This is a genomic window from Streptomyces sp. NPDC091377 (genome assembly GCF_044757045.1).
GTDB lineage: Bacteria > Actinomycetota > Actinomycetes > Streptomycetales > Streptomycetaceae > Streptomyces.
Map to the genome: position 1 here is coordinate 1 of NZ_JBIVUE010000004.1, position 18,609 is coordinate 18,609.

The window sequence follows — 18,609 nt, forward strand, 5'->3', positions numbered from 1 at the left end:
GCATCCGCTCGAACGTGCCGTCCAGGGCCCACCGGCGGAAACGGGTGTGCAGCGTGGCCCACGGACCGTACCGCTCTGGCACGTCACGCCAGGCCGTACCGGTCCGGAACTTCCACACGATCCCGTTGAGCACCACCCGGTCGTCCAGCCGCTTCCTGCCCCGCGACGACACGGGCAGAAGCGGCCGGACGAACTCCCACTCGGCATCGGACAGCTCATGTCGACGTATCACCCAACCATGATCCACCACTCAAGAGCATTTGAGGACACGACCTAGGTCGCCAGGGACCTGGGGATCAAGGCCACCACCCTGGGCGGCTGGGTCGCACGGGCCTGCCGTGCCGGCACTGCCGGGGCGGCCACCGGAAGCGAGGAACTGGCTCGACTGCGGCAGGAGACGCGCAGTCGCCCGTCGCTGATTTGAGTGAGAAGATTCACGACGTTCCCGCACAGTTGGCATACTCTAAGGATGATCTAGCCGGGGCCGACGATGAGGTATATGGGTCTGGTACAGGTTCGGGTGACAGATTCGGTCACGCGGCCTGGAGGGCCGGTGTGGTCATGACGGTCTCGAATTCGATGGGGGTCAGCCGGCCGAGCGAGGCTTGTCGGCGGCGTCGGTGGTAGGTCTGCTCGATCCAGGTCACGATCGCGATTCGCAGTTCTTCGCGGGTGGCCCAGGTCCGGCGGTCGAGGACGTTCTTCTGCAGCAGGCTGAAGAAGGACCCTCCCTATCGAGCCGGCCATTCGGTGGCGGTCGAGGGCCCGGACGAACTTCCGCGAGCAACTGAGATCCGCGATCGCTGTGCAGAATTCAGCCGTCGACGTTTCCACCTCTGGCCACGGCGTTGTCCAGAGCGGTCACCGCCAGGCGGGACGTCACCCGCCCGTCGATGGAGTAACCCACGATCCTGTTGCTGAAAACGTCCTTGATTGCGCAGAGGCAGAGCTTGCCTTCGCCGGTGGCCTGCTCGGTGATGTCGGCGAGCCAAAGGCGGTTCGCGCAGGCCGCGGTGAAGTCACGGCGGACCAGGTCGTCGTGCACGGGCGGGCTGGCCTTCTTTCCCTTGCCGCACTTCTTGCCGAACACGCTCCACCATCGGTTGTCCCGGCAGATCCGCCAGGCAGTCCGGTCCGTCATCGCGTCGAACAGCAGCTCGCGCGATACGCCTCCTCCAGCACGGCATCGCTCACCGGCTGGTCCAGCCAGCGGTAGTAGGGCTGTCTGGCGAGCTTCAGCACACGACACGCAACCGTGACGGGCACCCCGTCCCCGGCCAGCTCCTTCACGAGCGGGTAGATCCTTTTCCCGGCAGATGCGCCTGCAACAGATAGGCCGCGGCCCGCCGCAAAACCTCGTTCTCCTGCTCCAGCAGCTTGATCGGCCGACGCGCTTCCCGAAGCTCGGCACTATTCTGACCGGTGACCCTGACTCGGTTCCGCCTTCGATGTCCGCGCCACGCATCCACTTCCACAACGTCATCGGATGGACTCCGAAGTCGGTGGCTACCTGCTCGACCGTCACACCCGGCCCGCGGATCCTCGCGACCCGCACGACGTCCTGGCGGAATTCCTCCGGATAAGGCTTGGGTACAGCAACATCCTTCCCACCCGCCCCACAGGGCGCGCCAGTTCAGATGTCACCTGATCGTGCGGCGGCCCCGGCAGGACTCGAACTTGCGGCCAAGCGCTTAGAAGGCACCTGCTCTGTTCATTCATCCAGGGTGCCAGTATGTCCCGGTTTAGTGAATTTTGTGCAGCGAATGCTGCTTCCAGGGGTAGTTCGCCGACGGCAGACGTATTGAGTCGGCAACGGACTGGATTAGTTCGGCTGCTTCAAGTGAACCTAGGTGTAGGCGAGTTAGCCGCGGGTGTGTGTCGTCGGTATGGAGCGACGCGGCAAATCCCGAAGGGGTTTATGGGCGGGCCCCTGCCTTTGTAGCACGAGATCCCCGGTTACCGAAACCGGGGATCGTGTGGACGATTGTTGTTGTTGTCGAGCGATCCTCGTGCGACAGATCCCCTATTTCCGCAAGGAGTTCACTGCTGTGCTGGTTGATGCATTGGATGAGGAATGGATACTCTCCGAGAGGCAAGTTCTCTCGCTATTGGATTGGGTACGCCAGCAGGCTGGCGGCAGTCGCTCGGTTTACCCCTTCCTGGTCACCCTGGCCGAGGGGGCACTCCGTCCGAGTGAAGTGCGATCCCTGCGTGTTCGTGATGTTGTCCTTCGTTCGGGTGATTCTGGTGAGCTGACGGCTGGCTATCGGGGGCGGGCTCGAGTGGTTCCGCTGCGACCGGGGTTCGCCATGTTCCTGCGCGGCTGGATCAACGATGCCGGTCTCCAGAAGGATGATCTGTTGTTCCCCGGCGCGCGTGGTGGGCGACTTTCGGTAGATGCATATATGGGGCTGTGGGAGCAGGCGCAAGAGGCTGTGCTGCCTCACGATGAGCTGCTGGCCTGGCGGTTGGGGGAGCCCGTCGACATCCTGCGGGAATCTTCCCTGGTGCGATGGCTGAGGCTGGGCGTCGATGTCGCTACGGTGGCCGAGCTCGCTGGAGTGGCCCCGGCCTGGCTGGCCCTTCGCTACCCGTACTGCTTCCGTCTTGAAGCAACAGAGATCGACTGGGAGCGCCTTGCCCAGACGGCTCGCCTGCCGGAGCCGACTGACCGATGAACCGGGCGGCGCTCCGGCAGCTCAGCGGAGCGCCGCCATCCGGGACCCAATTCCCCACGCTCTCCGGTTCGCCGTCGAGAGCGTTCCTGCAGGGATCCCGTGCGTAGGAGCCCTGCCGTCCCGTGACGTGCCCCGCCCCGCCCCGCCCCGACAGGGCTTACGGCTACCAGCACGGGCTGGACTGGCGTCGCGGCCGCCTCGTCGCCGCACCCATTCACCCTCCTGCCAAGGACTGACCCATGCCTGCACGCCTGTTGTCCATCCCCGCCGTCGCTGCCGCCTTGGACGTCGACCGCCGCACCGTCTACCGCTTCATCGCCGCAGGCGACCTTCCAGTCGTCGATCTGCGCACGGGCACGAGCCGTTCGCGGATCCGCGTCCCCGCCGCCGGCCTCGACGACTTCATCTCCAGCCGCGCGGTCGCCGCACCGAGGCCGCGTCGCTGAACCCGGCCCGCCGAAGGGCCTTTCGTGCCGACATGAGGAGTTGGGCTGTACCTACGCAAGTTGAAGACCGGGAACTGGCAGGCGACGGTACGCAACCGCCTCGGTGACCGGTTCAGCGAATCGTTTCCGCTCAAGGCGCAGGCGCGCGCCTGGGGACTCGAGATGGAGACCCAGTTTGCCCGCGGGGGCCTGCGTGACCCACGCGTGGGCGCAACCTCCTTCCGTGACTGGCACGATCGGTGGTGGGACGCCCGCGTCGTCGAGCCCCACACGCTGCAGGGTGACGGGTCGAGTATCAAGAACCACGTCATGCCCCACTGGGCCGACTGGGAAATGCGGGCCATCACCCGCATGGATGTGCAGAGTTGGATCCGCTCATTGATTGACAAGGGCGCCGGGGCCGCGGCCATCAAGCGGGCCTACAACCTGACGTCCTCCATCATGCGGGCGGCCGTCGACGACGACGTCATCGCGGTGAGCCCCTGCCGCAGCATCGATCTGCCCCAGATCGCAGTCAAACCGCCGCAGTGGTTCACGCTCGACCAGGCGCAGAGCATCCTGGACGAACTCCCCACCGTGTGGCGCACGATGTGCCTGCTCGGCTTTTACACCGGGCTGCGCTGGGGCGAGCTCTCCGGCCTTCATCGGCACCGCATCGACCAGCGCCGCTCCCGCCTGTTCGTCGTCGAGGTCAACACCAAGAGCGGCATCAAGGAGTACCCGAAGAGCTCCAAGAGCCGCCGCGAAGTGCCCCTTCCGCCGCGCGCTCTGGAGGCCCTTGAACGTCACATCCACCGACTCGCCCGTGACGCCGTGGTGTTCACCACCCTCACCAAGGGCCGGGCCGGCCGCCTCCTGAGCGACGGCAACTGGCGACGGCAGACCTGGTGGCCAGCCGTGGACGGCGCCTACTACTTCGACGATGACGGCGAGCAGCAGCTCGTCCCGCACTATCCGCCACATTCCATGCGTCACACCTGCGCCTCATGGCTGGTTCAGAAGGGAGTCTCGCTGTACGAGGTCCAGCACCTTCTTGGCCACGAGAGTTTCCAGACCACTCAGCGCTACGCCCACCTCCAACCGGACGCACACAAGGCTGTCGTCGGAGCCTGGGAGCGCATGGAAGCCCCGCTCACTATCGCTGCATAAACGTTCCTTCGCCCCGTCCCCAGTGGACGGGGCGAAGCCGTTTGCGGAGGGCGAGGACGCACATCACAGACCCGTGCCGCCCGACTGGGCCTGGGACAGAGCCCAACGGTCATCGGAGTCGAACGGCCACGGGTAGGCGTAGCCATCGACCCTCGCGATCTCGCGAAGTACCTCCCGCGTCGCCGGAGGGTCAGGCGGAGCGCTCAGAGGGTGCTGCAGGGGGTCGAGACGTGCCGCGTACGCCTCAGCCCACTCAAGCCACTGTGCCTCCCCGCCCAGAACCGGTGTGCTGTCGGTTCGGGCGCGGGCGGTCTGGCAGAACGCGTGTATCTCGGCAGCCCATTGCCAAGCTCCGACCTGAGCGGTGAGGAACTCGGCGCGGTGCTGCTCGACCTGCTGTTCACGGGCCTGCGCGATGGCTGCGTACCACCGGCGTCGCCGCTCGGCTTCGAGGAGCTCCTGCTCCCGCTCCCGGCGTTCGCCTTCCGCAGCGCGATGTTCGAGATCTTGCAGGAGGAGACCCAGTCGGGACTCCAGGGTCCATCGCGCTCCGTCGCTGTACGAGTAGGAGTTCCAGCTGTTGGCGAGTGAGCCGAGGGCGAGGCGACCGTTGAACTCTTCGTCGTACTTGGGCGGTCGGGTCCACGGATTGCCTTCCTGCTGGCGGATTTCTTGTGCGGTGGGCTGGTGCGGGACTCTGGTTGTCCGCTCGGTGAGGGCGAGGGGATAGGCGTGGCCTCGGATCACGATCGCCACAGTGTGCACGGCCTCGCCGCGTTCCAGGTCCGTCTGAGTCTCGGCGGTGTAGCCGCGGCTCTCGGCCTCGGTCAGGAACGCGTGCATGATCCGAAGGGCGCGGTTGACGAGCGGACGCGACACGTACAGCGGGATGACCTCCGCCCTGCCGCGGGTATCGACCATGCCCTGAGAACGCCCCAGAACCTTGCGCGTCGCACGGACAAGCGGATGAGGTCGATCCAGAACTTCGGGGACATCAATGGCCGGCACTGGAGGAGGCTGGGCCGCCTTCTCTGCCTCCTCGTCGACCAGCGTGAAGACGCAGTCGCCCCGCTGGCGGCCATTCCACCGCAACTTGTGGCCTTCAGGCACGTGCCCGTGGTGAAGCGCGTCGTAGTAGGCGGCTCGCCACCGGCCACGGGTCTGGGGCGCGGGATCAGGGACCGTGATCTTCCCAGAGGTCGATTGCAGCCGGGAGATCAGCTCGGCCCCGTCCGCCGGGGCCCGCGCAGCTTGGGCTGCATCGCCCTTTAGCCGCTCCTTCTCCGCCTGCACCTGGCGAGGGTGCTTGCCGTGCTTGAGGTAGAAGCGACCGTCCGCAGTCACCACGGCGACGTGGTTGTTGCCACGCCAGGTCCTCTGGATCAGCCCACGCTGTTCCAGCGCCCATGCTGTATGTACGCGGCCAGGTGCGATTTGCACGGCATCGGAAGCCGCCGCGATCTCGCGGAGCAGGGTGGCCTGCGGTGCGGACACTGCGTATTTCACTTCAACGGCTCCCCTCGACAGCGTGCGGTCGGGACGGTCAACGTAGAGCGGGTGGGCGGGGATTGGGAGGCTAGCGGTCCCTCGGAGGAGTGCTTGAGGGCGATCTTGCGCACAACCGACGGTAACCGGTGTAGGACAGCACGAAAGTTCCGGTTCAGAGTGAGTGAACGTTCACTGCGGCTGCTGCGACGTCGGCGGGGAGTAGGAGTTCATCTTCGGCCTCTTCTTTGCGCTGCGACTGCGGGTGCGTACGGCCCGATCACGGGGCGTCTCGTTGCTTGTTTCGAATCCGAGCATGACGTTGTACCCCTCTCGGGCGCGCTGCAGCCCGAAGTCCCTCAACTGCTCGACGCTGGTCCCCACCGTGCCGACTCGGCCGAGCTTCACCAGCTCTGCGAACTCCGATCCGACGAGGTAGTTGACTGCCCTCTCGTAGCTGAAGATGCGTCCACCCTTGGGGCCGAGCGTGCAGTCGTCCTCCAGGAGGATGCGGGCATAGGAGAGGGGGATGTACATGCCGTGGGCCAGCTCGGTGCTGGAAGCCGCCCCGTTTCGCCAGTGTGCGAACTTCAGGAAGCATGCGTCCACGGAGAGGCGCCACTCATGGGAGCGGGCGGGCTTTGTACTGAGCTGTGAAACCTGTTCCAAGCGGTCCATCTGGTCCAGGAGTTGCTTGTTCACCCGGTATTCCTTACGCCGGGGTTCCAAGCGTTTGTACTGGACGAGGACGAAGCTGTGTGTGGGGTGGTGGTAGTAGATCATGTCTGTGCCCAGTCGGCTCTCCACCGGAGTGGCATTGACGTTGACGACCTCAAGACGGCGTCCTGTGGAGTCTTCTAGCACGTGGATGTCGCATCGAACGTCACCGCGTTGCCGCCAGTCGTCGAAGCGGGGCACTTGATCGCCCAGGCCAACCCGTACGTCGTGGTCGATCAGGCTGTTTTCCACCGGGTCCGGAATGAGTCCCGCCAGGTATGGCTCTTCCCGGGACGCGGGGCGCCCCCAGACCGACAGTGCGGAGTGCGGGAAATTGGTCACGCGAGTAAGGGTCTGAGCCGCGTCTCTTTGCTCCTGCCACGCACGGTCCGCTGCGTCCTCGACGTTGAAGTCGAGCGGGTTGAGCTGGGCGAGCAACCAGTCGATGTACCGGGACAACTCGGGGTGGCGTCTTAGGAGTGCCTCCTGCAAAGTCTGCCAGGTTTCCATGCCACAGTGGCCTGCGCTTTCTGAGAGAGCACGCTCCACATGACGTCGGTGTGTCGAAGGCAAGGATGCGAGGATTCCGTCGGGACCGTCCAGAGGAACCGGCTCCGGACATCTACGCATGGGCTCGATGGTGACGCTTCTGTCGACCGGACCCACGGTGTTGATGCGCTGGACTGACCCCATCCAGGTGATGAAGCGGCCGTGTTCGGCGAGCCCGTCGCTGCCGGAGTTCGCGGAACGCGCCAGGTTGTCGCGGACCAAGAACACCAACCTGGTACCGGTGTCCGACGTGTCGAGCCCAGTGGGCAGCCCTTTGGTGAAGCGTTCAGAGATGAGCCAGTCGTCTTCGTTGTCGGCCATCTGTTCCGGGGTGAGGGTCACTATGTAGGTCACGAGCGGACTTTACCGATGCGGTCGACGCCACAGGCGTACGGAACGCCCGGTCCTGTAAGTCGAGTTGTCACGTTTGTTAGGCGATGCCTGGCCGAGGAGTTGCTGGGCGACGGGATTGAAGGACATTGAGCCGTCCGATGCCCGACGGGACACCAACGGTCACTTCGGCGCGCAACTCACCCGGCCCCAGCGCACCGTCAACCGGGCGCCGGCCAGGGCAGGGAACCCGGGGAGCACACCATGTCACGACTGGTCGTGACGCTTGTTTGACGCTCTGGGCGCCAGATCGCGGAATCGCGAGCCCAAAAGTGGGCTCTGACCTGGCCTTTTCCGAGTATCGCTCGGCCCGACACCTTTCCGACGACGCATCACGTGGAGTGCGTGGCGATTCTTGAACCTGCGGCCAAGCGCTCCTGACCTGCGAAATTGTGCGTGAGGAGTCCGAGAGGTCCCGGCTGACGACGGATGCTGCGCGACGCGGGCGTCCAACTGGGCTACCAAGAGCGGACGTTGGGAAACAAGCGCAACAACGTCCGGCGCCCGGCCGGGCCAGGCTCATGGTGTCCACCGCGGTGGGACGTCCAGCATGACCAAAAAGACCCACGTATCAACAGATTCATACATCGCGGTTGCTGGGGGAGTGGGGCGCCTGACCGCACGCTGAGGCGTGTTCTGGGCATAAATGAAGCTGGCGTTACCGGTGTGGGTCTTGTTGGAAAATGTTGAGACTGGTAGAACCGTCCATGTCATTACGAATGACGTGCCGCCACCTGGATGGTCCACCTCACCAACGGGCAACAAGGCGGCCTGACATGCGGTCTCCCCGGGGGCGACTCCCGAGTTCACATCCGGCCGACCGTCGCGCCACGCGCACGACGGCACCCGCTGTGTCCCACGCCCGCCCGGGTCCGCCCCACGCGCCCCCAAGGAGGCACTTCATGAACCGCAGACTTCGCGCCGCGAGAAAGAGAACGGCGGCGCTGGCCACCTCGCTGTCCCTCCTCGCCTACGGCACCGCCCTGGCCGCCACCGCAGGCGTGGCAGCGGACGTTGCCACGGCCTCCCCGGCCGACGCCGCCGCTGCCGCCGAGAGCAGCCCGGCCCTGACACCGCCGATGGGCTACAACAACTACTACGTCACCTTGTGCAAGGGCACCCTGACCGAGGCAGACGTCAAGCGGACCGCCGACCTGATGGTGTCCCAAGGTCTCACGGCTGCCGGCTACCAGTACGTCAACCTGGACGACTGCTGGCAGGCGCAGGAACGGGACAGCTCCGGAAACCTGGCCCCCGACCCTGTCCGCTTCCCCAACGGGATGAAGGCGCTCGCCGACTACGTCCACTCCAAGGGCATGAAGTTCGGCATCTACTCCAGTGCCGGAATCAAGACGTGCGGCGGCCTTCCCGCTTCCTTCAACCACGAGCAGCAGGACGCCGATCAGTTCGCCTCCTGGGGGGTGGACTACCTCAAGTACGACAACTGCGGCAACGACGGCATCGACGTCTATCCGCGCTTCAAGGCCATGGGGGAGGCGCTCAAGGCCACCGGGCGCCCGATCGTCTACAGCATCTGCGACGGGGGCGAGAACAAGCCCTGGAAGTGGACGCCGAGAGTGGGCGACTTGTGGCGGACCACCACGGACACCGGTGACAACTGGCAGAAGGTCATCAACAGGGCCCACCTCAACCAACGCCTCGCACAGTACGCCGGCCCGGGCGCCTGGAACGACCCGGACATGCTGATGGTCGGCCGGGGGCGCATGACGGACACCGAGTACCGCACACAGTTCAGCCTCTGGTCCATGATGGCCGCCCCCTTGCTCATGAGCACCGACCTGAGCAAGGTCAGCGCAGCGAGCCTGGAGACCCTCAGGAACACCGACGTCATCGCCGTCGACCAGGACCCCCTCGGCAAGCAGGGCACCGTGATCTCCAACAGCGGCGGCCTCGTCGTCATGAGCAAGCCGCTCCACGACGGCAGCCGGGCCGTGAGCCTCACCAACGAGACCGACACCACCCAGACCCTCACCACCACGGCCACCGCCGCCGGTGTCCCCGGAGCCGCCTCCTACACGGTCAAGGACCTCTGGACCAAGAACATCAGCACGTCGACCGGGACCATCAGCGCCTCGGTCCCCTCACACGGCACCGTGATGTACAGGATCACTCCCGCCACCTAGTGGATGAGGGGCGGCACATCAGGCACGCTCCCCAGCCCCGTTCCGCTGCTCGTGAACCGGGGCGGACCCGCGGTGGTCGGGACCGGTCGTGGCACCGGTGAGGGTGCAGCCCTTGCGGGCCAGATCCAGGGTGGATCCCTTGACCAGACAGGCCGTGATCATATGAACCTGCTGGCCATAGGTCCGGCCCTTCGTGGAGGACACTTCCCCGTTCGGACCCACCTCACAGGGGTTGTTGTCGGTGCATTGCTGACCGTCGGCGTTGTGGGTGTTGTGGATTCCCACGACCGTGGAGCCGTCCGGGCCCAGCAGCGCCGAACCGGAGTCGCCGTGCCAGGGGGTGCAGGCTTCGCTCGTTGCGTAGCGGATGGAGTTGTCCAGTTGGTAGCCGCCCTCGCGCAGGTGGGGCACCACGGCCTCGGCGGCGCAGTCGTAGCGGATGCCGCTGGACGCCACGGTCAAGGGGTCCCCCGCGCGGACGGGGGTGGAGGTGAGTCGGAAGATCTTCGCGCCTTCCGCCCTCAACTGCGCGTATGTCTTGTCCAGTCGGTAGAGCGCGATGTCGGTGCCGGTGATCGTCGCGTACACCAGCCGTTGCGTACGGGCGGTGGTTCGGGGATAGCCCTGACGGTCGGCGACAGGCACCTCCCGGTCGGCCGGCTGGTCCACCAGCGCGGTTCCGGGCGCGGGCCACTGTCCTTGCACGCAGTGACCGTTGGTCAGCAACAGCGCCGGGTCCTGCGGCCGGGAGGCGGGGGTTCGGACCACCGAGCCGACGCAGCCGCTGAGATCCACCGAGCCTTCCACGTTCGGGATCGGATCATCGGGCGGTACGTCGGTGCCCGAGATGATGCCGTTGATCCAGTCGGCGTGTGCGGTGACATCGGTGTACAGGGTCTTGCCGCGTTCGTCGGGGCCGCTGACCACACCGGCCACCGCCCACTGGTCGCCCTCGCGGACGAGCGCAGGCCCACCGGAGTCCATGTTGGACGCGGCGACACTGCCGTCGCTGCTCCCGACACACAACTCTCCGGGCCCGCCCGACGGACACGTCGAGATCGGCTGCACGACGGTGTCGGCCTCCCGCAGCCGCGTGGGGAAACACGCCGCGTCGCCGGAGTCGTCGCAGGTCATGCCCCAGCCCATGATGCGGACGGGTGTGTTGTCCGGCGGTGTGGTCGAGGCGATCCGCACCGGCTTGGCCCGAACCGGGGTCCGCAGGTGCATCAACGCGAGGTCGCGGCCCCAGAATCCCCCCTCGTCGCGACTGGTCGCCAGCCGGTAGTAGTGGTCGACCTCGGCGACCTCGCCTCCGGACGCGGTGTTCAGTGACCCGACCCGGACCTTCCAGCCACGCGGTACCCCCGTCTTCGCGTTCGTCGGGTTCCGGCCGGCGCAGTGGCTGGCGGTCAGGACCCATTGCGGCGCCAGGACCTCCACCCCGCAGCCGTGCTTGTCCGGTCGCGGCGCGGCGGGATAGGACGGCTGGAAGGAGCCCATGAACGAGTACGCGCGGGTGGACTCGGTGCCGCCCACGACGGCCTGCGCCGGTAAGGGGGTCAAAAGCGCCGCGGCCAGCGCGATTCCCGTCGTCAGGGCGGCGGTCGCCCTTCCGGCTGTCAACGTGTGCATGAGTGGTGCCCCTTGCGTCTGCCGCCGTCCGTCGCCCCGGCGGACTGGTGCCCGGGGACAGCGGTCGGCCGTCCCCTCAGCCATCGATCCTGGACCCAGCGGCCCTCCGGAGGGCCTCTCCCGCGTATCGGACGTGGCTCGTCGGCCTCTCCGTTGTGTATCAGCGTGTGAGGAGGGCGGCTTTTCCGGCTCCGGGCTGGTCGGTCGCTGTCTTCGTGGTGTGGGGGCTGTTGGCCTCGGTGGGGCGCCGGTCGGGCTTCGGTGGGGCGTCGGTGGGGCGCCGGGGGGCTTCGGTGGTCGGCTGGGCTCGCTCCGACGCCCTGCTTCATGCCGCCGGGGCGTCTCCTGGGGTGTCCGGTGGCTGCCATGTCGCCTGGATCAGGGCTCGTTCGGTGCCGGTGAGGTAGACGGCTGCGGCGAGCCAGGCGCGGGCGTATGCGTCCGGGTCGGCCTCCTCGGTGCGGCCGAAGACGTCACGGCCGCGTCGGTCCGCCTCCGTGGTCAGCTCCGTCAACAGGTCTGCCGCCGTGCGGAATCCGACCCGGCGCAGGGCCGCCGCGGTCCCGGCGCGGTCGCCGTCGCGCGCGGGTTGGGCGACGGCTCGGCGGCCACCCGACACGGCGACCTCGACCAGCCGCCGCAGCCGCCACAACGGTGCCTCCGCCACCGGGTCCGGCGGGACGCCAGGGAGTCCGGCCGTCTCCGACAGCGCGTCGGCGGGCGGCAGATGGACGCCTTCCAGGCGGTCGTAGCCCAGGTCGGCATGGCCCAGCCACTCCTCCGGCAGGCGCAGGGTCGTCGGGCCGCCGTCCGGCAGCGGCCCCACGGCCAGGGGCCGGAGCGTGGCGGCGCGGTCGGGATCCGGACGGCCGACGACCCGCAGCCGCAGCCCGGGACGGGACGCCAACCGGCGAAGGTTCGTGGTGTGCGCCAGGTCGGGATGGCCATGGGCCGGCAGCAACCGGATCAGCAGGCCGTCACTGTCCGCACGGCCGGGCAGCAACTCCCTCGCGAAGACCTGGTCGTTGAGCGCTCCTACGATGACCAGATCGCAGCCGATCAGTTCACCGGCCGGCTGCCGCGCCTGCTCGGGGTCGCTCACCGGAGCGTTCCCGAGCCCGTCGCCCACGGCCTCGGAGAGAGGGCGTGCGAACAGGGCGGCCAACGGTCCCGAGGTCCAGGACCGGCCCGCGACCGGCGTGGCCCGGACGCCCTTGCCCGCTCCCAGCCGGCCGTCCGACGACAGGGTCGCCCCCGAGATCAGCAGCCCACCGCGCGAGAGCCGGGCGTGATCGAGACTGCCCGAGCCCAGCGCGACAGGGGCCGTCGCGGCACCGCGCGCTCGGGCGGGACCGCCCGGTTTGACGTCCGCGACGCTGAACCAGCGTCCGTCGTCGGAGATGACATGTGTGACCACCCCGCCGTATCCGGTCGCCGAGATCACCGGCTCCCGGCACACCCCGTGCACCCGCAGCGCGCCCTCCGGGCGGTAGGCACGGCGGGCGGACCCGATCCAGGCCGGGTCCGGCTCCTTCGCGGTCAACAGGGCCGTGGTCAGCAGGAGTTCACGCAGGTTGTCGACCAGGTCGGCCAGCCGGTGGCCGTCATGGCGGGAGCGCGCGCCCCGCAGTCCCCGCACCACGCGCAGCGCCGCACCCTCCGCGCGGTACAGCCCGGCCAGGCGCGCCGAGTGCGAGGCCCGCAGCAACTCCGCCTGCGCGACCGCGCCCGCCGCGGGCACCCCGGCGGCCAGCGCCGCCACCGCGGCGGCCCACAGGGCGCGTGCGGCGGCCCGCTGCGGTGCCGTGAGGTCCGTCCGTGACGAGGTGTCGACGCCCGGTTCCGGTACGGCAGCGAGGGAGGTGGCCGGCGTCCCCCCGGTCGCCGGGTGTGGGCGGGGCCCTGCCGCCTGCGCGTCCGACCTGTCCGACCTGCCCGACCTGTCCTGCGGGTCTGGTGCGGCGTCCGCATCGGCCATCGTGTCCGCGTCGGCCACCGGGCAGGCGCTCAGCACGGCTGCGCGGTGGACGCACCTCGGCGCCAGCAGGCAGCTGCACACCGCCTGTTCGGCGTCCGTGACCGCTCCGGAAGGACCGGGGGTGAGGACGACCTCCGCGTCCGCACCGCACCGCACCCGCCGCTCCGCGCCCGTCACGACGACGGGAACGGCCGCGTAGGTCTCTATGGCGGCGTCCAGTTTCTTGCGCAGCCGGGAGGTCAGACCCGCCACGGCGGCGGCGGTCACCTCGGGCGCGACCGGGGGCAGTTCGGGGCTCATCGGGACTCTCCGCGGAGGCGATCGCCCACCCAGCGGGCGAGGGCGAGGGGACTGAGGGCGGCGACGGGCATGCCGGCCGCGACCAACTGCTGGGCGACGGGCACGGAGTAGCGCGGGCTGCCGCTGTCGTCCAGCGCGGCGCAGCCCATCAGGTGCACCCCCGAACTCGCGAGAGCCCGTACCTCGCCGAGCAGCCCGCCGAGCGGGTAGCCCTCCTCGAAGTCGCTCACCACCACCACGAGGGTCCGGCTCGGCACCGTCACCAGGGAGCGGGCGTGGGCCAGACCCGCCGCGATGTGCGTGCCGCCGCCCACGCGCACCTCCAGCAGCAGGGACAACGGGTCGTCCACCCGGTCCGACAGATCGATCACATCCGTCGAGAACGCCAGGAAGTGCGTGCTGAGCGTGGGCACGCCGCCGAGCACGGCCGCGGTGAGCGCCGACCAGATCACGGAAGCCTCCATGGACCCGGACACGTCGACCACCAGGATCAGCCGCCAGTCCGCCTCCTTGCGCGAACGGGTGCTGAACACCGGCCGTTCCGGAACCACCAGGGTGCTGCCGTCGGCCCTCTTGCGGGCGTGCACGAGGTTGGCCCGCAGGGTGCGGGGCAGGTCGATCCGGCCGCCCGGACGGCGGGTCGGGCGAGGGGTGGCGAGACCGGTCAGCGCCGGACGCATCCGGGTGGCCAGTTCCTTGGCCAGTTCGTCGACCAGTCGGCGCACCAGCGGGCGCAGCCGAGCGAGTTGCTGCTCCGGCATCCCGCCCGCCAGCGACAGCACGGACGTCAGCAGATCGACGGACGGACGCACCGCCCCGGGGTCGAGTTCGGCCAGTACGTCGCTGCGTCCCGCGTCGGCGGCGCGCGCCAGGACCTCCTCACGCACCTCCGCGCCGAACAGCGCCTGGAGTTCCTCGGCCCACTCGCGCGCGGTCGGGAAAGAGGCGTCCTGTCCGCCGCCGCGACCGCCTTCGCGGCCGAGGTCCGAGGAGCCCTCCCCGCGACCCGCGCCGTACAGCTCGTCCAGCGCGTGCGCGTACCGACGGGCGTCCGCCGGGAGCCGGTCGTGTTCCCTGCCGAGGAGCAGCCGCCACCGGTCCGTCGCCGACAGCCGCGCTACGCCGTCGGGCGGCCCGTCCGCGACGGACCCGCGCGGCGGCGCCGCGGCGGTGGCGTCGGCAGCCTCGGGGGCAGTCGCCTCGCGGGCCGTCGCCTTGGGGGCAGCTGGGCCGGGGGCCGTCGCCTCGGGGGCAGATGGCTCGGTGAGCCGGTGCGGCGGTGGTGGTGGTGTTGGCCGTAGGGAGTCCGCCGCCGCACGGCCTGCCTCGTCCGCCGCCGTCCACAGGGCCAGCAACCGCGGGGAGGCGCCCAGCGCGAGGTCGAGACGGTCGCCCAGCCGTTCCGTCACGGTGTGCAGCAGCCGGTCGCGGCCCGCCGGGGTGAGCGTGTCGAAGCCACCGCGCAGCGCCGGCAGCCGGTCCAGGAAACCCCGGTCGTCCAGCGACTCGATCCGGTCGAGCAGCGGGTCGAGGGCGGTCGGCGCCGAATGGAGCAGCGGCGCGGCCCCGGTCAGCAGTCCGACGAGCCGACGGGACAGGGTACGCCGTGCGTCGGGACCGCTCGCCGTGTCGATCCAACCGGCGGCCCTGGCACCCAGCGTCTCGGCGTCCTCCAGGTCGAACAGGACCCGGCAGGCGAGCGCGGCGCCCTGGACGAGAGGGGACGCGGAGTCCGCGAGGCCGGCCAGGGCCTGGTCCATCCGCAGCCCCAGACGCAGTTCACCGGCGCGCGCCGCCAGGGCGACCAGCGCCGCCGCCTCCTCCGGGTCGTCGCTGCCCGCCAGCCCCGGCAGGGACCGTACCGCCGACTCCAGAAGGTCCGCGGCGAGCGCACCCGCCGTCCGTCTGCCCTCGGGAGTCGTGCCGGGCAGATGTCCCCGGCGCAGCGCCTCCAGCAGATCCAGTCCGGTGAGGATCTCGGGGATCGTCGCGGACGCGGGCAGCACCTCGGCGGCCTGGTCCAGCCGCTGCGCGACCAGCGCGGGCAGATCGCAGCGCGCGGCGTCCCGTAGCCCCGTCAGGACGAGCGCGCAGGTGGGGCCGCCGTCGGCCGACTCCCTGCGGAAGGTCTCCCGCAGTGTGCCCTCCGCCGCCAGCGCGGCGGTCACACCGCGCACCCCGGCCAGGTCGAGCCGGACCGGCACCGAGGGGACCCACGCCAGTCGCCACCGTGAGGAGAGCGCGGCGGCGTCGCCCGTACCGGCCACCGCCACCGGCGCGCCGTACCCCACCCCGCACACCTCCAGCCGCCGCAGGAGGATCTCCCGGCGGTTGTCGAGGGCTGAACGCAGCGGGTCGAGACGTAGCTCGCGCGGCGCGGGATCGTCCGGGCCCGGCAGTCGCAGGGCGGCGAGTTCGGCCTCGACGGACGGGCCGAGCCCGGAGCGCGGTGTGCCCGGCGCGACCCGGCCGCGCTCGGTGCCGACCAGGACCACTTCCAGGGCCCGCGCCAGAGCCCGGCCCCGGCCGAGCGGCTCGCCCTGACCCAGTACGACCGTGAGGGCTTCGAGGACCTCGCTCCGGCCCGGCGCCGGGAGCCCGCGCAACCGGGCCAGGTCGCAGGCCACGCGCAGCGTCTCCCGCGCCTCGCCCGTCCCCGCCGTGTGCCCGGCCGCCCGTAGCTCCCGGCACACCCTCGTGATCGCCCCGGCCGCGGCGTCGTGCAGCAGACCGGGGTCGCCCCCGGCGCCGAACACCGCCTGCTGCCAGCGCGGATCGCGGATCCCGGCGGGATAGCCGGACCGGGAGTCCAGCAGATCGAACGCGTACGGGACCAGGGAGGTGACGACGGGCGAGGGGCCACCAGGGAGCGCCCCTCCCGTCGATACCGCACCTGTCGATACCGCGCCCGTCGATACCGCTCCTGCCGATACCGCGCCTCGTCCCGCCCGCCCGTCGGCAGTCGGCGGCCCCGGCACGGTCGCGCCGTCGCCCGGGGGCCGCTCCCGCCCGGCCGTCGTGTCGGCCAGCGCCGGGGCGTGGAAGGCGCCGATCACCGCCGCGACCCGGCGTCCACCCGTCGCCGCGAGGGCGATCGTGTCCCGCATGTGGGCCTCGCGGGCCAGGTCCGCGGCGGACACCCCGCCGGACGACTCGGCGTCCTGACGCAGGGCCCAGCCGACACCCAGCGCGGCCCGGCGCAGCGCCTCGGGAGCGCAGCCCGGGGCCCGCACCTCCACGCTGCGGTCCCACAGGTCGTCACCGTCACGGCCGGTCCCGGCGGCGGTGAGTGCCTGCGCGAAGGACGTGGGCGCGGGCCGGGCGGCGTGTGCCTCGCGTGGTTCCCCGGCCGCGTCCGGAGCCTCGCCGCCCCAGTGCGGGTCGGTCATCGGCAGGTCGCAGCAGACCACCTCGACACCCCGCTCCCGCGCCCAGCGGACCGCGGCGAGTTCGGGGGAGAAGTCGGCGAACGGGTAGAAGCCGAGCCGCCCGCCCTGCCCGGCGCCCGCGAGCGCGACCGGCGCGACTGTGCCGGGGGCGCCGAGGTGGGCCAGCCAGGGCTGGAAGTCGACCGGCAGTTCCACGCACACCACGTCGGCACCGGCCGCGTCCAGCAGCGCGGGCACGGCCGCGGCGAGCGCGGGGCTGTGGTGCCGTATGCCCAGCAGGTACGGCACCGTGGAGCCGGCGAGGGCGTCGAGCGCGACCCGCGGGTCTTGGACGTGGGTCACGTCCGGGTTCTCGACCGGAGTCCCAGCCGGGTTCTCGACCGGAGTCCCAGCCGGGTCCTTGACCGGAGTCACACCCAGGTTCTCGACCGGAGTCACACCCGGGTCCTGGGCAGAGGTCTCTTTCGGGTCCTGAGCGAGCGTCACCGAAGGTTCTCCCGCAGGTCCCACAGGCGGCGCCAGGTCGGCGAACCGTCCTCCGCGCGGCGGCGCACGGGGCCGTCCCAGTAGCCCAGCAGACGCGCGTGGTCGCCGGGATCGTCCTTGCGGACCACGCCCAGGAGATGTCCGGGGACCAGGTCGAGGGAGTCCCCGGCGGGCAGATAGGCGGCGGACACGCCGAGGGAGACGGCGACCTGCACCGCCTCCGCGGTGGACATCACCGTGCCGGGGCGCTCCACGTCCCAGCCCTCGGCCGAGCGCCCCGCCCGCAGGTCCCGGAACACGGTCACCAGGACGTCGAGCACCGCGTCGTCCACGTCGAAGGCGGCGCCCGCCCGCTCGACGGCCGCGACGGCCTGCCGCTTGACGAGCGCGGTCTCGGCCTCGACGTCCGAGATCGGGTGCACCGTCTCGAAGTTGAAGCGGCGCTTCAGCGCGGCGGACATCTCCGACACCCCGCGGTCGCGCAGGTTGGCGGTGGCGATGACCGTGAACCCGGGAGCGGCGGCCACCTGTGCCCCGTCCGTGCCGGACAGTTCGGGCACGCTCATCCGGCGGTCGGAGAGGATCGACACGAGCGCGTCCTGCACCTCGGGCAGGCAGCGGGTGATCTCCTCGACACGGGCCACCTGTCCGGAGCGCATCGCGCTGAGAACCGGTGAGTCCACCAGGGCCTGGGGCGTGGGGCCTTGGGCCAGGAGCAGGGCGTAGTTCCAGCCGTAGCGCAGGGCGTCCTCGGTGGTGCCCGCGGTGCCCTGCACGGTCAGCGCGCTGGTGCCGCAGACGGCCGCCGACAGCAACTCCGAGAGCATCGACTTGGCCGTACCCGGCTCACCGACCAGCAGCAGGCCGCGTTCTCCGGCGAGTGTGACCACACACCGTTCCACCAGGGCGCGTTCACCGACGAACTTCTGGGATATGACCAGCTCGCCGGGGAGCGTCCCGTGAGGTTCGGACAGCTTGAGGGGATCGCCGGCGCTGCCGCAGACGAAGGCGATGACGGAGCGGGGCGTCAGCAGCCAGCCGGGTGGACGCGGGCCGTCGTCGTGGGCGGCGAGGAAGGCGAGTTCGGTGGCATGACGCTCTTCGGCGGGCAGCGTCTGCCGGGGCGGAAGGGCCGTCGCCGTGTCGATCGGGGGCATGGATGTCCTTGCTGGAGATCTGGGCTGGGGAGATCTGGCTATGCCGGTCTGGCTGTGCAGGCACGGCTGGGGAGATCTGGCTGTGCAGGCACGGCTGTGTCGGTGTGGC

Annotated in this window: 11 protein-coding genes and 1 pseudogene; 4 read left to right on the plus strand and 8 right to left on the minus strand. The window is 69.8% G+C overall.

Features of this window, described 5'->3' with window-relative positions; genetic code table 11:
• Window positions 1-232: transposase (locus ACIQNG_RS10460; RefSeq protein ID WP_401483898.1), on the minus strand; the 232-nt coding region annotated here is incomplete at its 3' end.
• A 301-nt stretch (window positions 233-533) separates the two neighbouring features.
• Window positions 534-1,555, minus strand: a pseudogene (locus tag ACIQNG_RS10465) (IS3 family transposase).
• A gap of 454 nt (window positions 1,556-2,009) precedes the next feature.
• Between ACIQNG_RS10465 and ACIQNG_RS10470 the strand changes: the two are divergent.
• The 3 genes from ACIQNG_RS10470 (at window position 2,010) to ACIQNG_RS10480 (ending at window position 4,273) form a co-directional block, all read left to right on the plus strand.
• The gene (locus tag ACIQNG_RS10470; RefSeq protein ID WP_401483901.1) at window positions 2,010-2,678 is read left to right on the plus strand and encodes a tyrosine-type recombinase/integrase; all 669 of its coding nucleotides are present in this window, start codon (window positions 2,010-2,012) and stop codon (window positions 2,676-2,678) included.
• A 239-nt stretch (window positions 2,679-2,917) separates the two neighbouring features.
• The gene (locus ACIQNG_RS10475) at window positions 2,918-3,124 is read left to right on the plus strand and encodes a helix-turn-helix domain-containing protein (RefSeq protein ID WP_361731763.1); all 207 of its coding nucleotides are present in this window, start codon (window positions 2,918-2,920) and stop codon (window positions 3,122-3,124) included.
• Window positions 3,125-3,184: 60 nt separating this feature from the next.
• Complete coding sequence (locus tag ACIQNG_RS10480; protein ID WP_401483904.1) at window positions 3,185-4,273, plus strand: tyrosine-type recombinase/integrase; 1,089 nt, start codon at window positions 3,185-3,187, stop codon at window positions 4,271-4,273.
• A gap of 63 nt (window positions 4,274-4,336) precedes the next feature.
• On the opposite strand, the gene ACIQNG_RS10485 is transcribed toward ACIQNG_RS10480, so the two are convergent.
• Together ACIQNG_RS10485 and ACIQNG_RS10490 are read right to left on the minus strand one after the other, a co-directional pair.
• Entirely contained in the window at window positions 4,337-5,779 is a 1,443-nt protein-coding gene (locus ACIQNG_RS10485; protein WP_401483906.1) for a hypothetical protein, read from the minus strand.
• Between the two features lie 171 nt (window positions 5,780-5,950).
• Entirely contained in the window at window positions 5,951-7,378 is a 1,428-nt protein-coding gene (locus ACIQNG_RS10490; protein ID WP_401483908.1) for a hypothetical protein, read from the minus strand.
• Window positions 7,379-8,316: 938 nt separating this feature from the next.
• Here ACIQNG_RS10490 and ACIQNG_RS10495 point away from each other — a divergent pair.
• A complete protein-coding gene (locus ACIQNG_RS10495) occupies window positions 8,317-9,558 on the plus strand; it encodes a glycoside hydrolase family 27 protein (RefSeq protein ID WP_401483910.1) in 1,242 nt (413 codons plus the stop codon).
• A gap of 18 nt (window positions 9,559-9,576) precedes the next feature.
• Here the strand turns inward: ACIQNG_RS10495 and ACIQNG_RS10500 are convergent, their stop codons facing one another.
• The 4 genes from ACIQNG_RS10500 to ACIQNG_RS10515 form a co-directional block, all read right to left on the minus strand.
• Window positions 9,577-11,190 carry a trypsin-like serine protease gene (locus ACIQNG_RS10500; protein WP_401483912.1) on the minus strand — a complete coding sequence of 538 codons (1,614 nt, stop codon included), beginning with the start codon at window positions 11,188-11,190 and terminating at the stop codon, window positions 9,577-9,579.
• A 325-nt stretch (window positions 11,191-11,515) separates the two neighbouring features.
• Window positions 11,516-13,468 (minus strand): hypothetical protein, encoded by a 1,953-nt coding sequence (locus tag ACIQNG_RS10505; protein WP_401483914.1) that lies wholly within the window; start codon window positions 13,466-13,468, stop codon window positions 11,516-11,518.
• Entirely contained in the window at window positions 13,465-17,199 is a 3,735-nt protein-coding gene (locus ACIQNG_RS10510) for a DUF5682 family protein (RefSeq protein WP_401483915.1), read from the minus strand. Before ACIQNG_RS10510 ends, ACIQNG_RS10505 begins: the two co-directional genes overlap by 4 nt.
• A gap of 140 nt (window positions 17,200-17,339) precedes the next feature.
• On the minus strand, window positions 17,340-18,500 hold the full coding sequence (locus ACIQNG_RS10515) for an AAA family ATPase (protein ID WP_401483917.1): 1,161 nt from the start codon (window positions 18,498-18,500) through the stop codon (window positions 17,340-17,342).
• Window positions 18,501-18,609: the final 109 nt, after the last annotated feature.